This window comes from Candidatus Tectomicrobia bacterium, from assembly GCA_016192135.1.
In the GTDB taxonomy this organism is placed as follows: Bacteria; UBA8248; UBA8248; order UBA8248; family UBA8248; genus 2-12-FULL-69-37.
In genome coordinates, this window is sequence record JACPUR010000041.1 from 262824 (window position 1) to 286529 (window position 23706).

Genomic DNA, 23706 nt, shown 5'->3' on the forward strand with positions numbered 1-23706 from the left:
CTTCCCTCCCCCCGGGCGGTGGCGGGCACCGCCACCCCAAAAACCTTCCGATTTTTGGGGTGGCCCCCAACCCCCTCCCGGGGGGAGGGGGAGACGTGACTGTCCGGCAGGGGGGAAACATTATCTTGGCGGGGCCGCTCCGGAACTGCGAGATTCGCTAGAGCGAGCGGTCGATGGCGGCCTTGAGGTCGGCCTTGGAGCGCACGCCCACGATCTGCTCGACCGGCTTGCCGCCCTTGAAGAGGATCAGGGTGGGGATGCCGCGGATGCCGTACTTGGTGGGGGTCGAGGGGTTGTCGTCGATGTTCACCTTGCCCACGCGGAGCTTGCCCTCGTACTCGGAGGCCAGGGCCTCCACGGTCGGGGCGATCATCTTGCAGGGGGCGCACCACTCGGCCCAGAAGTCCACCAGGGTGGGGACGTCCGAGCCGAGGACGTCGCTCTCGAAGGATTGATCGCTGAATTCCAGTACCTTGCCCGCCATTCGCATTCCTCCGACGACAGGGACCGGGGCGGCAACTCCACTCGCGGAAGCGCCCGCGAGAGCCCCATTGTTCTACAGCCGGGACCCGGGAACAAGTGCGCGGGGGGCTCGCGCCTACTCCTTCCGGTCCACGAACCGGGGGTCGTAGACACGGGCGGGCCGGTAGGCGTCCATCGCCTGCCCGAGCCGCCCGAGGGAGGAGACGGACTCGCGCGCCCCCTTCCTGCGGCCGGCGACGGCGCGCGCGATCTCGGCCTCGAGGCGCTGGATCTCCTCAATTTTCCGGCGGATGCCCTCCACGCGCTCCAGGAGCTCCGGCTTCCGCGCTTCCTCTCCCCCGCCGCCCCAGAGGCGGTCCCACAGCGGGGCCGCCTGGGCCGCCCGCGCGTCGATGAGGCGAATGAGGCTCTCCTTCCCGGCGAGGACGGCGTCCATGCCCGCCAGCCCGGGCCGGGCGAGGCAGCCCATCTCCTCCTGGCAGAGGGCCCTCAGGCGCTCGAAGAGCTCCGCGTCCTCATCCGCGCGGCGGATGAGATCGGAGATCAAATGGTTCCCCCGCTCCCGCGCTTCCATGCCCCCTCCGTCCCGCCAGCGGGCCGGCCCGAATCATCCCCCGGATTCGGCGGCCGCTTCAACCGGGCGCGGCGGAGATCCCGCCGCGGGAGATTCCGTTTGCATTCCCCATGCGGATTCGATAGCGTGCGCGCCGGAAAGACGTTCAGATTCAACGGCGAGCGCGGGGGCGGCGCGCCCCATCCGATTCCAGGAAACGGGATTCTCCCATGGACGAACCACGCCAGCCGAAGCCCGGCCCGGCCCCCGGCAAGGGGAGGCCCGCCCTCCCCAGCTACCGCGGCCGGGTCCTCCTGGCCGAGGATTCCCCGGTCAACCAGATGGTGGCCAGGAAGCTCCTGGGGATCTTCGGCTGCGAGGTGGAGGTGGCCGAGAGCGGGGAGGACGCCCTGGTCCTCTGGGAAGGCGGCGCCTTCGACCTCGTCTTCCTCGACTGCCGCATGCCCGGCATGGACGGCTACGAGGTGGCGCGGGCCATCCGCGAGCGGGAGGGCGGGGAGGCCCGCCGCACCCCCATCGTGGCGCTCACGGCCGAGACCACCCTGGACGAGCGCCGCTGGTGCCTCGAGGCGGGGATGGACGACTTCCTGCCCAAGCCCATCACCGCCGAGGCGGTGGGGGCCGTCCTCTCCCGCTGGCTCAGCGCGGCGGGCGCGCCCCCGCCGCCCGTCCCCCCGGCCCCTCCTCCCCGGGAGGAGCCGGTCCTGCGCCTCGAGACGCTGGTCTCCTTCATCGGGATGGAAGGCGAGCCCGGGGAAGGCGGCGTCATCGAGAACATGGTCAAGCTCTTCCTCTCCCTCACTCCCCCGAAGCTCTCCTCCCTCCGCGACGCCGTGGGCCGGAGCGACGGCAAGGCCGCCGAGGAGCTGGCCCACGCCCTCAAGAGCTCCTGCTACGCGATGGGGGCCTGGAAGATGGGGGACCTCTGCGACCGGCTGGAGAAGCTGGGGGTCGGGGGCGAGCTCGGCGAGGCGCCCGCCCTGGTCGAATCCCTCGAGCGCGAGTTCACCCGCGCCCGGAGCGAGCTGGCCCTGAAGCCGTGGGAGAGGTGAGGCGCCCGGCCCCGCCAACAGGCGCGCTCGATCGCTCACCAACGGCTCCTGAGTCCGGCGCAACCCCTCTTACACCTCTTTTCCCAGCGCGCGGCACGCGCGGCCTTTCCGGGCAGATCGGCTCCGCGAAGGAATATCGGGGACCTGCCGGTCATTATAGATGGCGGGCGCATCCGCGCCGGCTCGGGCCGGATACACGCGAATGCCTCGATCGGCTTCTTCATCCAAGGGAGGTGGAAAATGTTCAAGAAGATCCATCATGTCGGCTTGATCACGGATGACATGGAGCGCACGGTGAAGCTCTTCACCGAGAAATTGGGCTGCGAACCCAACCGCGTCCAGGTGGCCGACACGGGCTGGGCGCACGCCACGTTCCTCCGCATGGGAGACGTCGAGATCGAGATCATGCAGCCCTACGACCCGAACAACCACTACACCAAGATGCTTCAGCGCAACGGGGGCCCCTGCCTCTCCCACATCGCCCTCTCCGTGCCCGACACCGGCGCCGCCGGGAAGCATTTCGCGGACAAGGGGGTGAAGTTCCTCGATGGATTCGGCCCCGGGACCTACACCCCCCGGGGCTACGAGATCATCTTCCTCGACCCCTCGGAGACCGAGGGGATCGTCATCCAAGCGGCCTCGGACGTGCCCGCCAAGGACATGGGGTATTAGCCGAAACCACCCCCATGCTCCCGGGCGGGCCACGGCGCGTATTATGCCTCGGCGCCCGCCTCCCCCGGGATCTCCCGGATGAAGACCTGCCGGCGCTCGACGCCGCCGGAGGGGCCGATGACGCCCTCCTGCTCCATCCCGGCGCGGATGCTTGGCACGTGTCATTTTTTGTGCCATAATTTAGCTAGATTGGCTAGACAAAAGGAGGCTGGAGATGGAATGGCGGCTGGCGGACGCGAAGAACAAATTCAGCGAGCTCGTGACCCGCGCCCTGGAGGAAGGACCGCAGCGCGTTCGGAGGCGGGATGACGCCGTCGTCGTCCTGGCGCAGCGCGATTATGAAAAGCTGTCGGGGAAGCGCCCGAGCTTCAAGGATTTTCTCATGAAAGGCGGCCCGAGCTTTGAAGGGCTCGACCTCGCCCGCGACCGCTCGGGCATGCGGAGCGTCAGGCTGTGAGGGTCCTGCTGGACACCTGCGTCCTGTCCGAACTGCGGAAGCCGGACGGGCACGCCGGGGTGCGCCGGGCCGTCGAGGAAATCCCCAGCGAAAACCTGTATCTCAGCGTCGTCTCGATAGGCGAGATTGTCAAAGGAATCGCGCTTCTCAAGGATGGACGGCGGAAGCGCGAGCTTCAAAGCTGGGTGCAGGCGCTTGAGCGCCATTACACCGAACAGCTCCTGCCCGTCGACCTGGAAACGGCGCAGATATGGGGGGAGCTGACGGCTTCGGCGCAGAAGAGGGGCAAGACCATTTCCGCCGTCGACGGCCTGATAGCGGCGACGGCCCTGCGGCACGGCCTACGGGTGATGACCCGCAACGACGCCGATTTCGAGCCCGCGGGGGTCCTGCTCATGAATCCCTGGAAAGATTAGGGCCCCGGAGCCGCTCTCCCTCCCCTACTCCTCCCCCGGGATCCCCCGGAGCAGGACCTGGCGGCGCTTGATGCCGTCGGAGGGGCCGATGACGCCCTCCTGCTCCATGCGCTCGATCATGCGCGCGGCGCGGTTGTAGCCGATGCGCAGGTGGCGCTGGATGAGGGAGATGGAGGCCTCGCCCGTGCGGACGACGAGGGCCACGGCGTCGTCGTAGCGGTCGTCGGGCTCGTCCTCCTCGCCGGGGAAGGCGCCCGAGGGCTCCTCCTTCTCGACGAAGATCTCCTCCTGGTAGGCCGCGGGCCCCTGCCCCTTCCAGTGGGCGACGAGGTAGGCGATCTCCTTGTCCGAGACGTAGGCGCCGTGGATGCGGACGGTGGCGCCCCCGCCCGGCGGGATGAAGAGCATGTCGCCTTTCCCCAGCAGGCGCTCGGCCCCGTTGGCGTCCAGGATGGTGCGCGAGTCGGTGCGGGTGGCGACCCGGAGCGCCACGCGGGAGGGGAAGTTCGCCTTGATGAGGCCGGTCAGCACGTCCACCGAGGGCCGCTGGGTGGCCACGAGGAGGTGGATGCCCGCCGCCCGCGCCATCTGGGCCAGGCGGATCATGGACTCCTCCACGTCGCGCGAGGAGACCATCATCAGGTCGGCCAGCTCGTCGATCACCACCACGATGTAGGGCATGAAGTCGGGGCCGCCCCCCGGGAACTCCTCCTCGCCGCCCAGGGGCCGGCGCAGCCGCCGCTCGGCCTCCTTCGCCCCCAGGCCTTCCATCACGAGCTGGTTGTAGGCTTCGATGTTCCGCACCCCCGCCTCGCTCATCATCTTGTAGCGGCGCTCCATCTCGACGAGCACCCCGCGCAGGGCGGAGGCGGCCTTCTTGGGGTCCGTGACTACCGGGACGAGGAGGTGCGGCACCCCCTCGTAGATGGAGAGCTCCAGCATCTTCGGGTCGATCATCAGCAGGCGCACCTCGCGCGGGTGGCACCGCAGGAGGAGGCTGCAGATCATCATGTTGAGGGCCACGCTCTTGCCCGAGCCCGTGGTGCCCGCGATGAGGAGGTGCGGGATCTTCGCGAGGTCGGTCAGCGCCGTCCGGCCGAGGATGTCCTTCCCCAGGCCGATGGTGAGCTTCTCCCGCGCCTGCTGGAACTCCGGCGAGGCGAGGATCTCCTTCGCGTAGACGGCGTTGCGCCTGAGGTTGGGCACCTCGATGCCCACCACCGAGCGGCCCGGGATGGGCGCCACGATGCGCACGCTGAGGGCCGAGAGGGCCCGGGCGAGATCGTCCGAGAGGCCCGCGATCTTCGACACCTTCACGCCCGCCGCGGGCGAGAACTCGTAGATGGTGATGACGGGGCCGGTCTTGACCTCGGTGATGCCGCCCTCGACGCCGAACTCCCGCAGGGTCTGCTCGAGAAGGCGCGACTTGGCCCGGATCGCCTCCTCGTCCACGATGATGGCCCCGCCCGGCGAGTCGGCGAACATGTCCAGCCCGGGGAGGGCGTAGCCCGCCCGGGCGCGCGGGCGGCGCCTCTCCGGGCCGGGGACGGGCGCCGCGATCGCCTCCGGCACCAGGGCGTCGTCCTCGATCCGGACGATCTCGGGTTCCCCGTCCACCCCCGCCCGGCGGACCACCACCCCGGACGCCTCGAGCGTCCCGGTTTCCTTCGCGGCCGCCGGAACTTCCGGCCCGGCCGGAGCCTCCTTTCCCTTATCCCCCGCGCCCTTGTCTCCCGTGCCGGAAAGGGCGGGAGCCCCGGCCTTCCCATTGGCGGGGGAGGCCGCGGGCATGGGCGCGACCGAGGGCTCGCTCCCGATCATGCGGCCGCGCCCGATCCGGAGCCCCCCCGCGGGGCGCTTTTCCCCCGAAGGGGCGGAAGGAAGCAGCCGCGGCGCCGGGCCCTCGGGCGCGCCGTCTCTCTGACTCTCTCTCTGAAAGAACAGGACCGGGCCGTCCCCCGGCCCGCCGCCGCCGTTTTCATCCGCGCCGTGCCGGCCGTTCAGCCGGGGCGGGAGGCCGGGCGCCGCGCCCTTCGGCTCCTCCGCCTCCGCCGCCGGGCCCGAGAGGACGAAGGGAGCCTCCGGCGCCTTCCGCCCCCCAAAGAGCGAGGGGCCTTCGCCACTCGTCTCCTCCTCCTCCGCGCCCATCGGGAGCACCGGCCCCGCGGGCAGGGGCTTGGGCCTCCGCCCGGAGCCGCCGTTCTCCGCCGGGCCCGGCAGGAGGGGCGGCCCGCTTCTTTCGGCCTCCAGGAGCCCGATGGCGTCCTCGTGCCCGGCGCCGTTCGCCCCGCTGGCGGATCTCCGGCCGCCCAGCCGGCCGGGCCACGCGGCGGCGGCCGAGAGCGCCGCCCAGGCCGACCGCCGGACCGCCGGCACGCCCCTCTCCGCCGCGGCCGCCGCGGCGAAGCCCGCCAGCCAGGCCAGCCGGGCCGCCGCCCAGGCCGAGCCGCGCAGCGCGAGCGCCGTCAGCCTGCCGATCGAGATGCCCGTGGTGGCCACCACCGAGGCCAGGAAGGAAGCGAGGAGAATGACCCAGCTCCCCGCCCCGCCCAGGTAGGACTGGAGGAGGACGCCCACGCCGTAGCCGATCACCCCACCCGCCAGGGCGCCGGGGCCGAACAGGGGATCTCCCGCGAAGCCCTTGTAGAGCATCCCCGCCGCGCTGAGGAGGATGACGAGCCCCCCCAGCTCCCGCCATCCCGGGCGCCAGGAGCGGAGGCCCGCGAAGGCCGTCACCCCCCAGGCCACGAAGCCCAGCGGGAGCAGGGCCGAGAAGCTCCCGGCGAGCTGCACGAAGGCCCCGGCGAGGTAGGCCCCCACCCGGCCGCCGTAGTTGCGGACGGCCCAGCCCGCGCTCACCTTGCGGCTCCAGGAGGGATCGTCCGGGTGGTAGGTCCAGAGCGCCAGCGCGAGGAAGACGCCGAAGGCCACGAGGAAGAGGCCCACGATCTCGTCCAAGCGCTGGGTGACGGCGAACTTCGGGGGCGCGCCCGAGCGGCGGGAAGGCATAGGGAACCTCTGCGGCCCCCGGCCGCGGAAACGCGGGCCGGGGCGGCTCACCTCGGGCGGAGGAGAGAAAACCTCGAAACCATATCAGATCATCCGGGGAAAGTAAAGAAAACGTTGCCGTTGGCTGGGCCAAAGCTTTGGTTGTCATCCTGAGCGAAGCGAAGGATCTCGGTGTTCGGAAGGGCCAAACCGGTATCCTTCGGTCGCTGCGCTCCCTCAGGATGACATCCCCGCGGCGTTGCGGCTTTTCCGCAGGGGCGGCCGGCCGCCCCTGCGAACCCCTCGGCGCGATGTACAGCTACCTCAAGGCCACCTCCTTGGCCCAGGGCGAAAGGCCCGCTCAGCATCCCACGCCCGTCATCCGGTAGGCGCCGCTCATCCGCCTCAGGTTCTCCATTCCCAGGCGGTGGCAGAAGTCGCCGAACCGCTCGCCCGGGCGCCGGTTCGTCGCGTATCCCGCCAATAGGGGCGACAAGGCCGGCACGATCTCGTCGAGCGCCACCTTCTCCGCGTAGAGATGATTGAGCCGCGTGCCCTCGAAGCCGCCCCCGAGGTAGATGTTGTAGGTGTCGGCGGTCCGGCCCACGACGCCCACCTCGGACGAGTAGGGCCTCGCGCATCCGTTGGGGCAGCCCGTCATGTGGACGACGATCCGTTCGTTCCCGAGCCCGATGGAATGCAGCTCGTCTTCCAGGCGCTTCACCAGATCCGGCATGACGCGCTCGGCTTCGGTGAGCGCCAGGCCGCAGGTGGGCAGCGCCGGGCAGGCCATCGCCCACCGCCTCGCCGGGGAGATCTCCCCGGGAGAGGGCACCCCGTGATCGCGCAGGATCGCCTCCACCCCCGCCCTGTCCCCTTCGCCGATACCGCAAAGGAGGATGCTCTGCAGGGGCGTCAGGCGGACCGAGGGCCGGTAGCGCCCGATGACCTCTCTCAAAGCGCCCTTGAGACGCGGGCCGGACTCGTCCTTGATGCGGCCGTTCTCCACGGGGGTGCCCACGTACCACCGCCCGCCGCCCTCTTCGCTCCAGCCCAGATGATCATGGACGTCTTGGATGGGCAACGCGAGGGGAGCCGCCAGCTTTCTCCCGGCGCGGCGCTCCACCTCCTCGCGGAAGCGGGGGAACCCCCATGCGTCGAGGAGGTACTTGAGCCGGGCGGTCTTCCGGTCGGCGCGGTTCCCGTGATCGCGCTGGATCGTGAGGATGGCCTCGACGACGGGGAGAATCTCCCCGGCGGGGACGAAGGCGAGAGGAGAGGCCAGGCGGGGATAGGTCTCCTCCTTCCCGTGGGTCATGCCCATCCCGCCGCCAGCCAGGACGTTGAAGCCGTGGAGCCTGTTCCCCTCGGCGAAGGCCAGGAGCCCGATGTCGTGGGTGAAGATGTCCACGCAGTTGTCCCCGGGCAGGCCGATCCCCGTCTTGAACTTGCGGGGCATGTAGCCCGGGCCGTAGAGCGGCTCGATGTCCTGCTGGGTCGTGTGGACCTTCTCGCCGTCCAGCCAGATCTCGTGATACGCCCGGGTGCGGGGGAGGAGATGATCCGAGATCCGCCGGGCGTGCCGGGCCAGTTCGTCCCGCAGGCCGCCCGGCGCGGGGGCGGGGCAGGACACGACGTTGCGCTCGAGATCGCCGCAGGCGCCGAGCGTGGTGACGAGCGCCCGGTTGATGGCGCGCAGCGTGGGCTCGAGGCCGGACTTGAGCACGCCGTGAAGCTGGAAGTCCTGCCGCGTGGTGATGCGGAGGGTCCCGTTGGCGTAGCGATCGGCCAGCCAGTCGTGGACCAGGTACTGCTCCGCCGTGAGGCGCCCCGCCGGGACCTTCGAGCGGATCATGAAGATGTAGCGCTTCTCCTTCTGGCGCTTCAGCTGGCGCTTCAGGTCGCGGTCGTTCTGCTGGTAGATCCCATGAAACTTCAGGACCTGATAATCCTCATTGGAGAAGTGGTCCGTGTCCTGGCCGAGCGTCTCCCGGATGGTCCCGCGCAGGAAACCGCTCTGCTCCTTGATGGTCTCGACTTTCGATTTCTCCCCGCCCATGGCGACTTCCCTCGTTTCGTCGGCGCTTCGGATGTGACCGGATGAAAGCGCGTCATTCGCCGGCGCTGGGGAGCGGCTCCATGTCTCTGGGGGGAAACGAGCGGGTCTTCCTGGGGCGGCGGGAATTCAGGCGGCGGGTCTTGTGCTTAAATATCTCACTCAGGAATCAATTTGGCAATCCCATCTGAAAAAATCAACAATATTTCCGGAGGGAACGAAAGCAACCCCTCACCTCCTCAAGAAGTCCTTGAGTCCCTTCTTGAGGTCGCGCTCGAGCTGCTTGAGGTCGGGCTTCTTCTGCTCCCGCGGGGGCTCGGACGGGGGCGCGGGCTGGGGCTCGGCCGGGGCGGGAGCGGCCGGGGCCGGGGGAGACGCCTTGCTCTCGGGGGCGGGCGGGCTCTTGGGCGGGAGGGGGACGCCGAAGCCCTCGATGACCCCGCGCAGGATGTCCGCCACCCCGCCGCCGAGCCCCCGGATGGGGGCGCCGGCCAGGTCGATGACCTTGGCGAACACGCCCACCAGGAGGGAGTCCATCGCCAGGCCGTAGATGGTGGTGCGGGGGTCGTCCAGGCGGCCCTGGATGCGCACGCTGATGGGGATCTCGCCCGTCCGGCGCTTGAGGAGGTCGAGCGCCACCCCTTCCGCGACCTCCTGGGCCTTGGTGGCGAGGTGGCGCTTGCCCACGGGCCGGAGCGAGAGGTTGTACACCTTTCCCTTGGCCTCGGCCTGGAGGTAGTCGCGCCGGAGGGTGAAGGCGGCGTCCACGTCCATTTCGCCCCGCTCGATCTCGGCGCCGCGCACCTGGCGCGCATAGGGGGAGAGGGGCTTGAGGTCGTACTTGCGCAGGGTGAGGTTCCCCGCCGCCGGGAAGGGCCGCACCCCCAGGTTCGCCCGCCCCTCGAACAGGAGGGGCGCGGGCTGGCCGGGCTCCTCGAGGCGCAGCCGGGTGTCCATGCGGCCGGGGGGCATGCGGGTGTCCACGTTCTCGGCGGTGAGGCGCATGCCGCGGCGGTCCGCCACGGCGGGGGGCTTCCCCTTCTCCACCTCGTGCCTGAAGTGGAAACCCACCCGCTCGATCTCGAGCCGGCCGACGCGGATGTCGGGCAGGTCCTCGTTCGGGCGCTCGGGGGGGAGGGGCCGCTTGTCCGCGCGAGAGGCGGGCGCCGGGGGCTGCGGGGACCTCATCCCGCTCTCATCGTACGGGTTGGAGGGGGCCGGGTCCCTCCTCGGCCTCGGGGCTGGAGGCGCCGGGGGAGGAGGCGCCGGCTTCGCCTCCTGGGGCTTGGGGGCCGCCGGGGACGGCCCCCCCTTCCGCTCGGTCAGGGAGTCGAAGGTGCTCCGGTTCTCGGGGTCCATGAAGAAGTGGACGGTGAGGGAATTCGCCGCGATTCGGCTCGAGGCCACTCTCCCCAGCATCAGGTCGGCCTGGCCGAAGGCCCCGGCGAGCCCCTCCAGGAGCACGGCGGGGGGGTCCTGCGGCCGGGCGAGATCCCGCACGAGCACCCGGCCGAGCGCGAGGCGGGCCTCCTTCCCGTCCAGGTCCGCCTTGCCCCGGACCTCGGTCTCGAGGTTCGGGTAGTCCGCCAGGCGGACCTTCCGCACGTCGAGGGAGGCCCCGCCCCGGGCGGCGAGGGAGGCCGGCTTCGCCCGGTCGCGCGAGAGCGCGAGGCTGCCGCTCGATGCGCCGGTGAGCTGGAGCCCCGGGATGGGTTCCCCCGCCACCGCCCCGGCGACCGCCAGCGCGGGCCCCAGATCCGAGAACTGCCACGAGAGGTGCAGCTCGTCGCGCCCCTTCAGGTTCCAGACGGAGGGCCGGGACACCCGGATGCTCCCGAAGGGGAACTCCGCGTCCAGCGCGGCCACCTCGGCCGAGCCCCGGCGGATGTCGTACCCGCCCCGGGAGCGCAGCGCCGTCTTCCCCACCGGGACGAGCACCTCGTCCTCTTTCCGCGGCGCGCGCGGGGTGACCCAGACGCCTTCCCCCCTCAGGTCGGCCTCCCAGCGGACGCTGCCGGCGGGCGAATACGTCACGGACAGCTTCCCGCCGATCTCGCCGCCCGCGCCCGAGAGGGTGGGGGAGGCCTCCAGCCAGAGCTGGACGAGGGGGGCGGCCTCGAGGGGGTCGAACCGCATGTCGACGGCCCAGCCGAACTCCTTCTCCCGGGCCCGCGCGCGCGATGCCGTGAGGGAGGCGGTCAGCGTCTCCTTCTGCTGGCTCACCTGGACGGGCAGGTTGACGATGCTTCCCACCCACACCTCGGCCGCGCCGAGGTCGTCGATGGCCAGGCGGAGATCGATCTCGTCCGTCCCCTTCACGTTCCAGCGGGCCGGCTTGTTCAGCTTGAAGCTCCCGAAGGGGAGCCTCGCCTCCAGCCGCGCCACCTCGGCGGCGTCCGCCGCGGGGTCGTACCAGCCCTCGGAGGCCAGCCCCAGCGAGGCCAGCTCCACCCACCGCCAGGTGCTGTTGGGGGTGGGCTCGATCTGGGCGGTGAGGGCGCGGCCCGAGAGGTCGGCCTTCCAGCGGACGGGCCGGCCCGTCGCGTAGTCCACCTCGAAGACCCCGCCCGCGAGGCCTCCCAGGCCCTTCACCATGGCCGGCATGGGCACCAGCCGGGTGAGGATGGAGAGGTCCACCGGGTCCAGCCTTCCCTGCACCGAGGCCGCGACGCGCTTCTCCGCCCGCGCCCGGGAGAAGGCCACCTCCGCCTCGGCCTTCCCGCCCTGGCCGGGGTCGCCCACGCGCATCCCCGTCAGGTCGCGCACCAGGCGGAAGAGGGCGCCCGAGTCCGCCACCTGGACGCGCAGCTTGAGGTGGTCCCGCCCGCCGAGGTTCCACCCGCCCTTCTCCAGGAGGCGGCCCTCGGCGAAGGGGAGCTCGATCTCGAGCCGCTCCACCTCCGCCTCCTCCCGGGCGATGTCCACCCGGCCCTCCGTCCGCACGCCGGCCCGGGCGATGTGCGCGGGGCGCCAGGGCTGGCCCTGCCCGCCCCGTACCCGGAAGCCGAAGTCCTCGGCCCTGAGGTCGAGCTTCCAGCGGACGGTGTTCTCGCCCGACCAGGATGCCTCGATCTTCCCCCCGAGGACGCCTCGCTGGGGCTCGAAGCCCTCGAGGGGGGCGGTGCCGAGCACCGCCACCCACGCGGCGAGCGGGGCGATGTCCAGGGGGTCGAACGCCGCCGCGGCGCGCACGGCGAGGCCCTGCCCCGGGCCGCGCCCGCGCGACATGCGGAGGTCGAGGGAGAGCTTTCCCGTCCGGGTGAGCTGCGGCGGAGACATGCGGAACAGATCGGCCGCCCAGCGGGAGGCGCCCGCCACGTCGGAGATGTCCGCCAGGAGGTGGATCTCGTCCCGGCCCGCGGCGTTCCACGCCGCGGGCTCGCCCAGCCGGCCCTTGCCGAAGGGGAGCTCCACCTCCAGCAGGGTGACCTGGCCCGACCCGGCGTTCCAGTCGAAGCGGCCCTTGGAGGCGGCGGAGGCGGCGGGCAGGGAAACCTCCCGCCAAGCCTCCTGCGGGCCGGGGCGCATCTCGCCGGAGAGGTCCCTGGCCCGGAGGCTGGCGTCCCATTCGAGGACGCCCCCGGAGTAGGAGCCCGCCGCCTTGCCGCCGATCGTCCCCTTCAGCGCGCGCACGTCCCCGGGGGCCGGGGCGAGGCGGAAGAAGGGAGACACCTCGAAGGGATCGGCGGCGGCCCAGCCCGAGTACTGCCCCCCGGCGAAATCGGCGAACAGGCCGGCGGTGAAACGGATCAGCCCGGGCTCGGTGCAGCTCCCCTCCGCCGTCAGGTTGAGGGGCGCCCCCAGGCGGATTCCGCCCCCCTGGATCGAGGCGAACGAGCACGCCGCGCGGTAGGCGGGGGCGCCGCCCACGGGGGCCGAGGCGAAGGTCAGGCGGACGGAGCGCATCTCGAGCGAGCGGACCACCACGTCGAAGCCCGCGCTTTCCCCTTTCGGTCCTTGGGCCTCTTTCGGCTCTTGGGCCTCCGCCTCGCCCGCCGAGAGCAGGGCGAGGGCGCCCCCCCTCCCCGGCGCCCGGGCGGCCGGCGGGACGCCCAGCCGGTCCAGGATGTCCTGGAAGCTGAACCTCCCCGCGGAGTCGCGGTAGGCCGAGGCCGCCACCCCGTCGAGCGTCACCTTGAGGAGGCTCACCCGCCTGTAGAGGAGCGCCGCCGGGTTCAGCAGCACCTGGACCTGGGCCACCTTGAGCAGCGGCGCGGGCTCGGCCGGGCCCCCCGCCACGGTGAGGCCGCCCGCCTCGATGCTGAAGAGGCCGATGGAGAGGGTCTCGACCGTCACCTTGCGGCCCAGAAGGATCTGCCCCTGGGTCTCGGCGAGGCGCTTCATCTGATCGGAGGAGAGGAAGAAGCGGACGGCCAGGGCCCCCCCCGCCGCAAGAAGGACGAGAGCGGCCAGGGTGAGGGCCGCCCACTTCAGCCACCGGTACATGGGGGGAGCCTTTCCGCACGAACCGCATCAGGCGCGGTCTGCTGTGAGAGCCGCGAAAATTCTACCGAATTCCCGGCCGGAGGGCCAACGCCGGTTCTCCCGGGCGCGTTTTCCGCTAATATGACGGCCGCAGTTCCCATTTTTCGCCCGCGCCCAGGCGGAGGCCCATGCGCGAGACATCCCCGCCCGCCCCGGCTTCTCCGGCAGCCCCGGCCGGCCGCCGGGAGATTTTCGCCTGGTGCCTCTACGACTTCGCGAACTCGGCCTTCCCCACCCTCATCGTGACGGTCGCCTACAGCGTCTACTTCAAGCACGCCGTGGCCGGGGGCGGGGGGCGCGGGGACTTCCTCTGGGGCGTCTCGCTCTCCCTCGCGATGGTCCTCGCCATCCTGATCACCCCGCCGCTGAGCGCCCGGGCCGACCGGAAGGGCTCGCGCAAGCGGATGCTCCTCCTCTACGCCGGCGCGTGCGTCGCCGCGACGGCTCTCCTCTCGGGCGTGGGGCCCGGGAGGGTGGCCGCCGGGATGATCTTCTTCATCCTGGCCGTCGTCGGGTTCGAGGGCTCGCTCGTCTTCTACAACGCCTTCCTCCCCGAGATCTCGACCCGGGCGACCATCGGCAAGGTGAGCGGATGGGGCTGGGGGCTGGGCTACCTGGGGGGCCTCCTCTGCCTCTTCCTCGTGAAGCCCCTCCTGAGCGGAGGGCTCGAGCCCGCGAATCTCCCCCGCTTCCGGCTGAGCTTCGCCGCCACCGCCGTCTTCTACGCCCTCTTCACGATTCCCCTCGTCCTGTGGCTGCGCGAGAGGCCTCCCCTGCCCCGGCGGCCCGGCGCCGGGGGGAAGAAACCCGCGGGCGCCCCGGCCTCGGCGCGCGACGCCTTCCGCGAGCTGTGGGGGACCCTCCAGGCCCTGCGCCGGCGGGAGGGGGCGCTGCGCTACCTCCTCGCCTTCCTCCTCTACAACGACGGGATCGTGACGGTCATCTCCTTCAGCTCCATCTACGCCGTCACCACCCTGGGCTTCACCATGGGAGAGACCCTCAACCTCTTCATCGCCGTCCAGCTATCGGCCGGCGCGGGGGCGTTTTTCTTCGGCTACCTGACCGACGCCTGGGGCGCGCGCAAGACCGTGCTCCTGACCCTCTTCAACTGGTGCCTCGTGGTGATCCTCGCCTATTTCGCCGCCTCGAAGGACGCCTTCTTCCTCATCTCCCTGCTGGCCGGGATCTCGCTCGGCTCCAGCCAGTCCGCGAGCCGCTCCCTCCTCGCCTTCTACATCCCGCCGGGCGGGACGGCCCAGACCTACTCCTTCTACGGGGTGTGCGGGAAGATGAGCTCCATCCTCGGGCCCCTCGCTTTCGGCGGCGTCTCGGCCGCGACCGGGAGCCAGCGGCTCGCCATCCTCTCCGTCCTCTTCTTCTTCCTCGCGGGCGGCGCCCTCCTCTGGACCGTGCCCGAGCCCGGGGAGGCGGGCGGAGAAGCCATTGCCGGGGACTGAACCAGAAGGTACGGTGGGTGGTGTGGGGGCGTATTGCGATATGCCCCTACGGATGGAATTTCGTCCGTGGAAATTCCCGTAGGGGCGGCCGGCCGGTCGCCCCTACAGACAAGATGCGCCCCGCCCGGAGGCACGCCCATGAATTTCCGCGACCAGATCATCGAGCGCCTGCGGGTGCGCCTGGGCGGGGCGGACGTCCCGCCGGAGAGCCTCCAGGCCTTCGCCGCCGACCTCGACCATCTCCTCGGGCGGGCCCTCGACAGCCGCACCTTCGGCGCGGGCGCCCGGCAGATCCTCCAGCGCTTCGCCGGCGAGTGGGCCGAGCAGAACGCGCGCCGCATGATCGAATCCCGGGGCGACGGCGCGGCCGACGTGGTCTACGAGATGATCGAGCGGCGCGCCCGCGACCGCGCCGTGCGGGCGTTGCGCCAGGCCGTCCTCGACGCCCTGGAGGGCCGGGAGCGGCCGCTGGATGATCTGGATTTCTTCGAGGAGGAGTGAGGATTCCGCTTCCGCCGGCCGCCGGCTTCATGTGATATCCTAAACCACCGTCACCGCCCGCGAACGGCCCCATTGGCGCATCCCATCCCAAGGAAACCCGGATGAAGGAAGGAACCCAGCGGTGGATGCGCCAAGCCGGGAGCGACTTGAGGACGGCGAAGTACCTGTTCGATGGCAAGTTCTACATGGAGGCATCCTTTTACTGCCAGCAATGCGCCGAGAAGGCGCTCAAGGCGGTGATGCTGGAGACAAAGGGGGACATCCGGAAAATCCACGATTTGGTTGCGCTCGGGAAGGATGTCAATCTGCCGGAAGAACTGCTTGAATCCGCCAAGGAACTTACAATGACCTACATATATTCCAGATATCCAATCGGCATCAGCGTCCGGGAAATGAAAACGCTGTCCTCGAATTTCATCCAAGTGGCCGGAGAGGTACTGAAGTGGGCCGAAAAGCAATTGTGAAGCTGCTGAAGCGCTATAAAGAGAACATCTCGAAGGACATCCCCATAGAAAGGATGCTCCTTTTCGGCTCCTACGCCGAAGGCAAGGCGCATCCCGACAGCGATGTTGATCTCCTCGTCGTGAGCCCTTCGTTCCGCAGGATGAACTTCTTCAAGCGCGGGGCCAAGATGTACGACCATTGGGACACAAGGCATCCCGTCGACTTCCTCTGCTACACCCCCGAGGAGTTCCAGAAGCTCCGCGAGGAGTCGCCCATCGTGCGGGAGGCGGAGCGGGAAGGGATCGAGATCTAGCCGCGCGATCGCGGAGGGACGGCCGCCCGGGCGGGAGGACCCGCGGATGAAGGAAGCGCTCATCCCCCTCTGGCTCAAGATCGGCTACACCCTCATGACCGCCGTCATCGTCCCCGCCTACTGGCGCGCCTACGGCCCCGTCAACTTCCTGTGGTTCTCGGACATCGCCCTGCTGTCCATGGCGGCCGCGCTCTGGCTGGAGAGCCGCCTCCTCGCCAGCATGATGGCCGTGGGCGTCCTCCCCATGGAGATCGCCTGGCTCGCCGACTTCCTGGCCGGGGGCAAGCTCCTGGGCATCGCCGCCTACATGTTCGGGAAGGGGAACCTGCCGCTTTATCTCCGGGCCCTCTCCCTCTTCCACCTCGCGCTGCCGCCCGTCATCCTCCTCATGCTCATGCGCCACGGCTACGACCGCCGGGCGCTCCCCGCCCAGATCGCCCTGGCCCTCGCCGTCATGCCCCTCTGCTACCGCTTCTCCCCCGCCGAGGAGAACATCAACTGGGTCTTCGGCCCCGCCGGCCCCCAGACCGCCATCCGCCCCTTGGCCTATCTTGCTTTGTGGCTGATCGTGGTGCCTTTGTTCATTTATGTGCCGATGCATTTGCTGCTGGGGAGGGTGTTCGGGGGGAGGTGAGGGGGGGGATATTTCTTTCACATAAGCCCATTCTTTTTGAACCACTCTTGGACAAACTGATCTGATATTTCAATAAAGTTGCCAGCCATACTTTTGGGAATGGGAAATTTTTCTTCGGGAACAAATTCAATAAGTTTTTGGACAACTTTGCAGGCTGTGTTATGTGCCCAGCGAATTCCTTCTGTGCAACTTAGCTTGTGAGGCCACGAGTAGTCTGCATTGACTTTGTTCTCTGCGGTTAAAGCGATACCGCGTTGAGAAAGGTGGGGGAGGCACTTGGGTGCATCAAACCCCATTTTAAAATGCACAATTGCATTCCGTACCTTCACCAGAAGGCTGAAATCTTGGTACGGTTGAGTGTCCCGCGAGAAGGTAATGTCAAACAGAAGCCTCGGAACGATTATTAATTTCTCTTGAATATTTAAATTCTCCAGCGTCTTATCCCCAAAGATCCAAAGGGAAGAATCGGGAAAAATTGTCCGAGGCAAATTTCCTAATAAAGTTTCATTTATGAATGCCTCTATAGACGCAACGGAGGCCACATAGGCCGTAAAAGCATGGGGAGTGTATGCATTCGTGCCGTGCCGTACTCCTTGTCCCTTGAGAACGTAATCTAATGACAATTTAAAGGATTCTTTCGCATCTCTGATTAGGTCACCTGAGATTGTTACGGTGGAATGAGCAATCATTCGCCAGCCTCCTCTGTACTCCCCTCACCCCGCCGCCGTCACCTTCACCCGCACCTCGACGCGGCGGTCGAGCCGGTTGAGGATCGCCATCAGTCGGTCGATGGTGAAGCGGCCCAGGTCGGCGTTGCGGATGCGGGAGAAGTCGGCGTTGCTCACCCCGCTCCGCTTCTCGGCCTGGCGGAGGGAGAGCCCCTCGTCGTCGAGTATCTTGATGATCTGCGCGGCCAGGAGGGCCTTGGCCTGCCGGATGTCGGCGTCGGGCCGGCCGAAGTCTCGGTAGACGTTCCCGCTGCCGTGCACGGTTTCGAGCTTTCGGGTCATCGCAGCTGCTCCTTCAGGCGCTTCAAGCGTTCGCGGATGAGGTCAATCTCCTGCCTCGGGGTCTGAATGCCCCGCTTCGATTTCTTCTGAAAGGCGTGCACCACCCAGATGGCCTCATGCAGGTAAAGGGCGTAGACGGCACGGTATGCCTCGCCGCGATGGGCCAGGGCGATCTCGAAGACGCCGGCGCCCAGGCCGGTCATCGGCTTGGCGATGTCGGCCTTGCCTCCCTCGGCGGCGATGGTCAGGGCGTCCAGCACGATGTCCTGGGCGCGAAGCGGGAAGGCCTCGAACGCCTTCCGCGCCTGCTTCACCCAGGAGATCTCCCGCGTCCGGCGGCTCATGGGGAGATGCTGTCATATCTGACAGCACTTGGTCAAGCCGCATGTCCTCGTTAGCCCATCCCGCCGATGCCCGTTCCCCCCCCGCCGGCCCGCCCAAAACCAAATCAGACCCATTCCAAAACGCGCGTTTTTTATCCAAAAACGGCTCAAAACGTGCCGAATTTTGCGATTTTTCGCGTGCCACGAAATTGCTGTCATTTGCGGCTGCGCGTCTTCCCTCCCCCCGCCGTATATTGTCTTCGGGCCGCCCGGGGGCGGGTTGCGGCGCCTCCCGGCGTCCGGGCCGCGCGTCGCGGCTATTGAACGATAAAAAACGGTATTAACGGTTTTTTGCGAGCGCAGGACGTCCGGGGGGAGGGCTGAGGCTTAAGAATCTTCATTTCCCGCTTGGTTGCCGTTAGTTGCCGATAATAACGGATAGTTCCCCATTTTTCCGGGCGCGCCTTGCTTCCCTCCTCCCCCGCCCCTAGAATCGGACCCCCGCCTCGCCCATGACGGCCGGGACGGATCACCGCAGGGTTGAAGGAGAAACGATGAGCGGGAAGGTCCGGGTCCGCTTCGCGCCCTCGAACACGGGGCACCTCCACATCGGGGGGGCGCGGACGGCGCTCTTCAACTGGTTCTTCGCCCGCCACCACGGGGGCACCGCCATCCTCCGGGTGGAGGACACGGACCGGGAGCGCTCGACCGAGGAGTTCTACGAGGCCATCCTCGAGGCCTTCAAGTGGCTGGAAATCGAGTGGGACGAGGGGCCCTACCGCCAGACCCACCGGATGGAGCTCTACCGGGCGGCGGCGGAGCGCCTCCTCGCCTCGGGGGCGGCCTACCCCTGCACCTGCGCCCCCGAGGAGGTCGAGGCCATGCGGGAGCGGGCGAGGGCCCAGGGCCGCACCCCCCGCTACGACGGCACCTGCCGGGGCCGCTACGGCAAGCCCCCGGACAGGCCCTACTGCCTGCGCCTCCTGGCCCCGGACGAGGGGGAGACCGAGGTGGAGGACATGCTCGCGGGGCTGGTGCGCTTCCCGAACGCGGAGATCGACGACATGGTCATCGTCCGCACGGACGGGACGCCGACCTACAACTTCTGCGTGGCGGTGGACGACGTGGAGATGAGGATCACCCACGTCATCCGGGGGAACGACCACCTCTCGAACACGCCCAAGCAGGTGCTGGTCTACCGGGCGCTGGGTGAGGTGCCGCCCAAGTTCGCCCACATCTCGATGATCCTGGGAGAGGACAAGAAGCGCCTCTCCAAGCGCCACGGGGCCACGAGCGTGATCGAGTACCGGAAGCTCGGCTACCTGCCCGAGGCCCTCATCAATTACCTGGTGCGGCTGGGCTGGAGCCGAGGGGACCAGGAGATATTCACGCGGGAGGAGATCATCGAGCACTTCTCGCTCGAAACCCTCAACCGCTCGGCCGCGGTCTTCAACCCCGAGAAGCTCCTCTGGCTGAACCAGGAGTACATCAAGAAGGCGGAGGCCGGGCGCCTCCTCCCGCTGCTGGAGGAGCGGCTGAGGGAGCGGGGGCTCGACCCCGAGGCCCTGCCGCGCGAGGCGCGGCTCGGCGTGGTGGAGGAGCTCCGGAGCCGCTCGCGCACCTTGGAGGAGATGGCCGAGGGGGCGCGCTTCTTCTTCGCGCCCAAGGTGGAGATCGACCCCAAGGCGGCCGAGAAGTTCCTCCGGCCCGAGGTGGCCCGGCCGCTCGCCAAGCTCAGGGGGGCGCTGGCCTCGGCCGAGCCCTTCTCCAAGGAGCGGGTGCGGGCGGCCTTCGAGGGGGTGCTGGCCGAGGAGGGCCTCTCCATCGGGAAGCTCGCCCAGCCGGTGCGGGTGGCGGTCACGGGGGGCACGGTGAGCCCGGGCATCCACGAGACCCTCTCGCTCCTCGGCAAGGAGCGCGCCCTCGCCCGCCTCGACGCAGCGTTGGCCCGGATGGGAGCCGGCCAGGGCGGAGCGGCACCTTGACGCCCGGCGGGCCGGTTGGTAAGTAACAGGGCGGCTTTTCTCTGGGGGATCGTCTAGCGGCAGGACACATGGCTCTGGACCATGGAACCTAGGTTCGAATCCTAGTCCCCCAGCCATGCAGTCACACGGGATACTCTCCCGAGCATTCCGTTGAAGAATCCCCCCGAAATCCCCCGGCTTCCGGGGGTTCTTTTCGGGGGGTTCTTTTTCTCCGGAGAATCATGCAGACGCAACCCAGCCCTAAATCCCCGATTTTCTCTGGCGGATTTTTGTAGTTCCACTCGGGGACTCAGGAAGGGGCTATTGTATGGGCAGAAAGCCCAGTTTTTGGCGCTGCTCTTTCCAGGAAATCGTCAATTTTGACCGGAGAAGTCGGGCCAGGGTGAGCTCGGCGGGCTGGGTTCCCTGGAGAATCGCTTGGGTGATGTCCGGAGCCAGGAAGGCGAGAGGCCGGACTTTCCGGAGGTACCGGTCCGTGCAGCCAATCGGCTGGACACCTCCCTTCCCTGATTCGAGGGCCTCCCGCCATGCGTGGGCACGGACGACCGCAGTGATGAGCGCCTTGTCTGGACGGGCTCTAGAGGGGGGCGCATCCGGAGGCAGAATCACGCTTTCCCTTCCCCGGCTCTTCAGTCGGAAAGGGATCCGCAGCGGCGTTTGATCATTCTCACCCTCCGAGACCTTCTTTTTCCAGGTAACCACAACCTCCTGGGTGTGGATTACCACACGATGAAGGACGCTACGAATTCTCTCGGCTTCCGCTCCTGGCGATAGCTCACCCCAGGGCTCCTTCTCCATAGAACCTTTCACACGCTCGGCGACAAACCTCTCAATTGCCTCCGCGGGTACCCGGGAAACTGACCCCACTCCCTCATGCCTTCCCCGGATGAGGGCCTGGCTCACGTAGTAGCGGTAGCGCCTCCCGCTCGGCTTCTTGGTGTGGGAGGGGGTCATGGGGTTTCCCTGGTCGTCGAAGAGAAGGCCCACGAGGAGGTTCTGGCCGAACTTGGAGGGGGCTTTCCGTTCCTTGCGGCGGTGGGTGTCGAGGATGGCCTGGACCCGGTCCCAGAGGTCGCTGGGAAGGATGGCCTCGTGCTCCCCTTCGTGGACCGCTCCCTTGTGGGTGACCTGGCCTAGGTAGATCCGGTTCTTGAGCAAGGCATAGAGCGCGCCGCGGCCGAAAGGAACGCCACCCCTGGGATTCCCTCGCTGGCTCACCCAGGACTTGCTCCGGATTCCCCTTTCGCTGAGATCCGGAACGAGCGAGGTCACAGACCCCAGTTCCAGATAGCGCTCGTAGATATGCCGGACCCGTTCGGCCTCCCCGGGGTTCACATGAAGTTTCCGGTCCCGAATGTCATAGCCCAGGGGCGGGGGACCGCCCATCCACATGCCCTTCTTCTTCGAGGCGGCGAACTTGTCCCGGATGCGCTCGCCTGTGACCTCCCGCTCGAACTGGGCGAAGGAGAGCAGGACGTTGAGGGTGAGCCTTCCCATGGAGGTGGTGGTATTGAAAGCCTGGGTGACGGAGACGAAGGAGACTCCGTGGGCCTCAAATATCTCCACGATCTTCGAGAAGTCGGTCAGGGATCGGGTCAGGCGATCGACCTTGTAGACCACGACGATGTCGATGCGTCCTTCGTCGATGTCGGCGAGCAGGGTCTGGAGCCCCGGCCGGTTCATGCTTCCCCCGGAGAAGCCGCCGTCGTCGTAGGCGGTCCGGAGAAGCTTCCAGCCCTCCCCTGCCTGGCTCCGAATGTAGGCCTCGCAGGCCTCCCTTTGGGCGTGGAGGGAGTTGAACTGCTGCTCCAAGCCTTCCTCGGAGGATTTACGGGTGTAGATGGCGCAGCGACGGGGGGGAGTCATTTCCGGAGACCGAAGAACAAGGGGCCCGACCAGCGGGTGCCGGTGATCCTGCGGGCCACTTTGGAGAGGGAGTCGAAGCGCTCCCCCACATACTCGAACCCCGCGTCGAGCACCCGGACGCGGTGGCGGACGCCTTGCCACTCGCGCTCCAGAATCGTCCCCGGCTTGAGGCCGAGGTTCGGAGTCAGGGAGTGGTCGGGGTTGCGGCCAAGTGAGGTGGTCAGACGCCGAAGTTGGAGCCTGCTCTCGGATGAAAGGCCACCAAAAGCATGTTCCTGGATACGCCAGGCAAGGAGTTGTCGGAGAAGGGGTGCGTTCAAGCCGGTGGGGGCGGGGCAGCCAAGTTGACTGTGCCAAGCATCGTGCAGTTCGTCGGGGCTGAGTTGTTTGAGTTTTTCGAGATAGACCTCCAGGTTTGCGTCCATATGCTTTGGCCTCCTATCGAGGACATGGACGCTCTGGTGCCGAAAGGAGTCAAGGGCTGATTTTGTGCCAGTTCCAGGGGGTTTTTAGGGGGAAAAACAGGCCTCCTGGCGTCCCCAGAGGGAAGCCCGCTTAGCGTCGGTGTCCAGATCGAGGTGAATCACACAGGATTTTGGCGAAGGCTGCCAGCCAACTGACCCTCATTTGGGTTCCTCCAGACACTTCGCCTAGTTGGCCTTCCCTCCTCTTTCATCCTTGCCGGCGCTTGCCATTGATCGGCTCGGGTGTATCACGTTCTTTCCGCAGGTCAAATCCCCTCATATGAGCTGTCCCTTGCTGAAAGAGTATCAAAAATGTGTTGATTTAGCTTGGTCTCGTCTAAGGGAAGCACGTCACTTGAGAAGGCAGATTTGAGGCAAAGAACCATTTGCCAAACAAGGCGCACCTTCGCCAGCCTGATGATTTCGTCAGGAGAGGACATCAACTGGGTTGCGAGGATGATGGGGGACAGGGTGGAGACAGTGCTGAGGCATTACCATCGCTACCTGTCGGATAAGGAAAGGCGGGATGGGGCGAGGTTTTTGGAGAAGTACCAAGTTTCCCGTAATACGTAAAATAGTGAAGTTGCCGAAATTGAAAGTGGCGGTTAATCTTCTCGAATCATTTCTGAGTGAAAGCCCGTAGGGGGATTCCTGTTGAGCTGGCGGACCGAATGGAAGGCAATTTCAGATCGTATCCAAGGGCTTTTAAATGCGGGGCGCTTTTTTCTCGAAACGCAACGAGTTAGTTCAAGCGATGACTATGGGGTAGCAGATAAACAGCTTCTGCCACAATCGCGAGACATTTTCCAGAACCTTGATCAGTTCCGTGCCAAATACGGGCCGACGCTCCCCAATGCGGCCGTAGAATGTCTTAATAGGTTTGTCGAAACTTACCGTAGCAACTTTAATAAGCCTGAAAAGAACTCTCAGGGCATGATTCAGTTCAGATTTACCGCTTTGGCTGCGTTGTCTTCAGAATTCTCTTACAAAATTGCCGAATCAGCAGAGATAGCCAAACGGCTTTCCGAACGTGCTTTTCTTCATCTGCAAAGAGTGATTGTCGCTAACTCCGCAGAGCGCGAAAGATGGCGTGCCGCGTTTGAAGAAGGGGAGCTAGCTTGTGAAAGGCTTGGAGCTTCTCATCTTCTCCTGCATGGCATCTGGGCTTTCAAGGTCAACGCTGAAGGAGAACGAACAGACCTTGTTTTTGGTGAGCCGCTGCGAGACCTCGAAGAAGTAGAAAGCAGCGCTGAAGCTCTTGTTCTCATCGAGTGGAAAGTTGTCAGAAAGGGCTCCGAACTTGATGGTCAAGTAGCAAGAGCTAAAGAGCAAGCGGAGAGATATGCGTCTGGTTCCCTTGGCGGGCTAGAACTAGCTCAATATCGATACATCATTATCGTTTCCGAAAAAAGATTGTTGATGCCGACGGATGGGCACAGAGGCGGCATTATCTACCGGCACGTCAATATTGCTGTTAGCCCAGACCCTCCATCGAGAAAATGAGCAGAGGCGCATGGCCACTATGT

Annotated in this window: 21 protein-coding genes and 1 tRNA gene; 12 read left to right on the plus strand and 10 right to left on the minus strand. The window is 67.2% G+C overall.

Annotation, left to right across the window (positions count from 1 at the left end; all coding sequences use genetic code 11):
• Positions 1-157: 157 nt before the first annotated feature.
• Together trxA and HYZ11_18685 are read right to left on the minus strand one after the other, a co-directional pair.
• The gene (gene trxA, locus HYZ11_18680) at positions 158-484 is read right to left on the minus strand and encodes a thioredoxin (protein MBI3129640.1); all 327 of its coding nucleotides are present in this window, start codon (positions 482-484) and stop codon (positions 158-160) included.
• 114 nt (positions 485-598) lie between these two features.
• On the minus strand, positions 599-1057 hold the full coding sequence (locus HYZ11_18685; protein MBI3129641.1) for a hypothetical protein: 459 nt from the start codon (positions 1055-1057) through the stop codon (positions 599-601).
• A gap of 209 nt (positions 1058-1266) precedes the next feature.
• On the opposite strand from HYZ11_18685, the gene HYZ11_18690 reads away from it, so the two are divergent.
• The 4 genes from HYZ11_18690 (at position 1267) to HYZ11_18705 (ending at position 3654) form a co-directional block, all read left to right on the plus strand.
• Entirely contained in the window at positions 1267-2109 is an 843-nt protein-coding gene (locus tag HYZ11_18690) for a response regulator (GenBank protein ID MBI3129642.1), read from the plus strand.
• A 240-nt stretch (positions 2110-2349) separates the two neighbouring features.
• Entirely contained in the window at positions 2350-2781 is a 432-nt protein-coding gene (locus HYZ11_18695) for a VOC family protein (GenBank protein ID MBI3129643.1), read from the plus strand.
• Between the two features lie 214 nt (positions 2782-2995).
• The gene (locus HYZ11_18700; protein ID MBI3129644.1) at positions 2996-3238 is read left to right on the plus strand and encodes a type II toxin-antitoxin system prevent-host-death family antitoxin; all 243 of its coding nucleotides are present in this window, start codon (positions 2996-2998) and stop codon (positions 3236-3238) included.
• Complete coding sequence (locus HYZ11_18705) at positions 3235-3654, plus strand: type II toxin-antitoxin system VapC family toxin (protein ID MBI3129645.1); 420 nt, start codon at positions 3235-3237, stop codon at positions 3652-3654. The genes HYZ11_18700 and HYZ11_18705 overlap by 4 nt, the downstream gene beginning before the upstream one ends.
• A 24-nt stretch (positions 3655-3678) precedes the next feature.
• Here HYZ11_18705 and HYZ11_18710 read toward each other — a convergent pair whose 3' ends face one another.
• From HYZ11_18710 to HYZ11_18720, 3 genes are all read right to left on the minus strand, one after another.
• Entirely contained in the window at positions 3679-6663 is a 2985-nt protein-coding gene (locus tag HYZ11_18710; GenBank protein MBI3129646.1) for a DNA translocase FtsK 4TM domain-containing protein, read from the minus strand.
• A gap of 340 nt (positions 6664-7003) precedes the next feature.
• The gene (locus HYZ11_18715; GenBank protein ID MBI3129647.1) at positions 7004-8701 is read right to left on the minus strand and encodes an NADPH-dependent assimilatory sulfite reductase hemoprotein subunit; all 1698 of its coding nucleotides are present in this window, start codon (positions 8699-8701) and stop codon (positions 7004-7006) included.
• Positions 8702-8929: 228 nt separating this feature from the next.
• Positions 8930-13144 carry a DUF748 domain-containing protein gene (locus tag HYZ11_18720; protein MBI3129648.1) on the minus strand — a complete coding sequence of 1405 codons (4215 nt, stop codon included), beginning with the start codon at positions 13142-13144 and terminating at the stop codon, positions 8930-8932.
• Between the two features lie 167 nt (positions 13145-13311).
• Between HYZ11_18720 and HYZ11_18725 the strand changes: the two genes are divergently transcribed.
• From HYZ11_18725 to HYZ11_18745, 5 genes are all read left to right on the plus strand, one after another.
• Positions 13312-14640 (plus strand): MFS transporter, encoded by a 1329-nt coding sequence (locus tag HYZ11_18725; protein ID MBI3129649.1) that lies wholly within the window; start codon positions 13312-13314, stop codon positions 14638-14640.
• A 138-nt stretch (positions 14641-14778) separates the two neighbouring features.
• Entirely contained in the window at positions 14779-15141 is a 363-nt protein-coding gene (locus HYZ11_18730; GenBank protein MBI3129650.1) for a hypothetical protein, read from the plus strand.
• 101 nt (positions 15142-15242) lie between these two features.
• Positions 15243-15605: a HEPN domain-containing protein gene (locus HYZ11_18735; protein ID MBI3129651.1), complete on the plus strand. Its 363-nt coding sequence runs from the start codon at positions 15243-15245 to the stop codon at positions 15603-15605.
• On the plus strand, positions 15584-15898 hold the full coding sequence (locus tag HYZ11_18740; GenBank protein ID MBI3129652.1) for a nucleotidyltransferase domain-containing protein: 315 nt from the start codon (positions 15584-15586) through the stop codon (positions 15896-15898). Before HYZ11_18735 ends, HYZ11_18740 begins: the two co-directional genes overlap by 22 nt.
• 46 nt (positions 15899-15944) lie before the next feature.
• The gene (locus tag HYZ11_18745) at positions 15945-16532 is read left to right on the plus strand and encodes a membrane-associated protein (protein MBI3129653.1); all 588 of its coding nucleotides are present in this window, start codon (positions 15945-15947) and stop codon (positions 16530-16532) included.
• A 17-nt stretch (positions 16533-16549) separates the two neighbouring features.
• Here HYZ11_18745 and HYZ11_18750 read toward each other — a convergent pair whose 3' ends face one another.
• Genes HYZ11_18750 through HYZ11_18760 form a run of 3 tightly spaced genes read right to left on the minus strand, consistent with a single transcriptional unit; the run spans position 16550 to position 17886 of the window.
• Positions 16550-17221 carry a hypothetical protein gene (locus HYZ11_18750; protein MBI3129654.1) on the minus strand — a complete coding sequence of 224 codons (672 nt, stop codon included), beginning with the start codon at positions 17219-17221 and terminating at the stop codon, positions 16550-16552.
• Positions 17222-17245: 24 nt separating this feature from the next.
• Positions 17246-17542, minus strand: a complete 297-nt coding sequence (locus HYZ11_18755; protein MBI3129655.1) for an XRE family transcriptional regulator — start codon at positions 17540-17542, stop codon at positions 17246-17248.
• Positions 17539-17886, minus strand: a complete 348-nt coding sequence (locus tag HYZ11_18760; GenBank protein MBI3129656.1) for a type II toxin-antitoxin system RelE/ParE family toxin — start codon at positions 17884-17886, stop codon at positions 17539-17541. The genes HYZ11_18755 and HYZ11_18760 overlap by 4 nt, the downstream gene beginning before the upstream one ends.
• A gap of 533 nt (positions 17887-18419) precedes the next feature.
• On the opposite strand from HYZ11_18760, the gene gltX reads away from it, so the two are divergent.
• Complete coding sequence (gltX, locus tag HYZ11_18765; GenBank protein MBI3129657.1) at positions 18420-19850, plus strand: glutamate--tRNA ligase; 1431 nt, start codon at positions 18420-18422, stop codon at positions 19848-19850.
• 42 nt (positions 19851-19892) lie between these two features.
• Positions 19893-19966 (plus strand) — tRNA-Gln (locus HYZ11_18770).
• 184 nt (positions 19967-20150) lie between these two features.
• Here HYZ11_18770 and HYZ11_18775 read toward each other — a convergent pair.
• Entirely contained in the window at positions 20151-21716 is a 1566-nt protein-coding gene (locus HYZ11_18775; GenBank protein MBI3129658.1) for a recombinase family protein, read from the minus strand.
• Positions 21713-22141, minus strand: coding sequence for a DUF2924 domain-containing protein (locus HYZ11_18780; protein ID MBI3129659.1), 429 nt, complete (start codon positions 22139-22141; stop codon positions 21713-21715). The genes HYZ11_18775 and HYZ11_18780 overlap by 4 nt, the downstream gene beginning before the upstream one ends.
• Positions 22142-22834: 693 nt before the next feature.
• Between HYZ11_18780 and HYZ11_18785 the strand changes: the two genes are divergently transcribed.
• Positions 22835-23683 (plus strand): hypothetical protein, encoded by an 849-nt coding sequence (locus tag HYZ11_18785; protein ID MBI3129660.1) that lies wholly within the window; start codon positions 22835-22837, stop codon positions 23681-23683.
• The last annotated feature ends 23 nt before the right edge of the window (positions 23684-23706 follow it).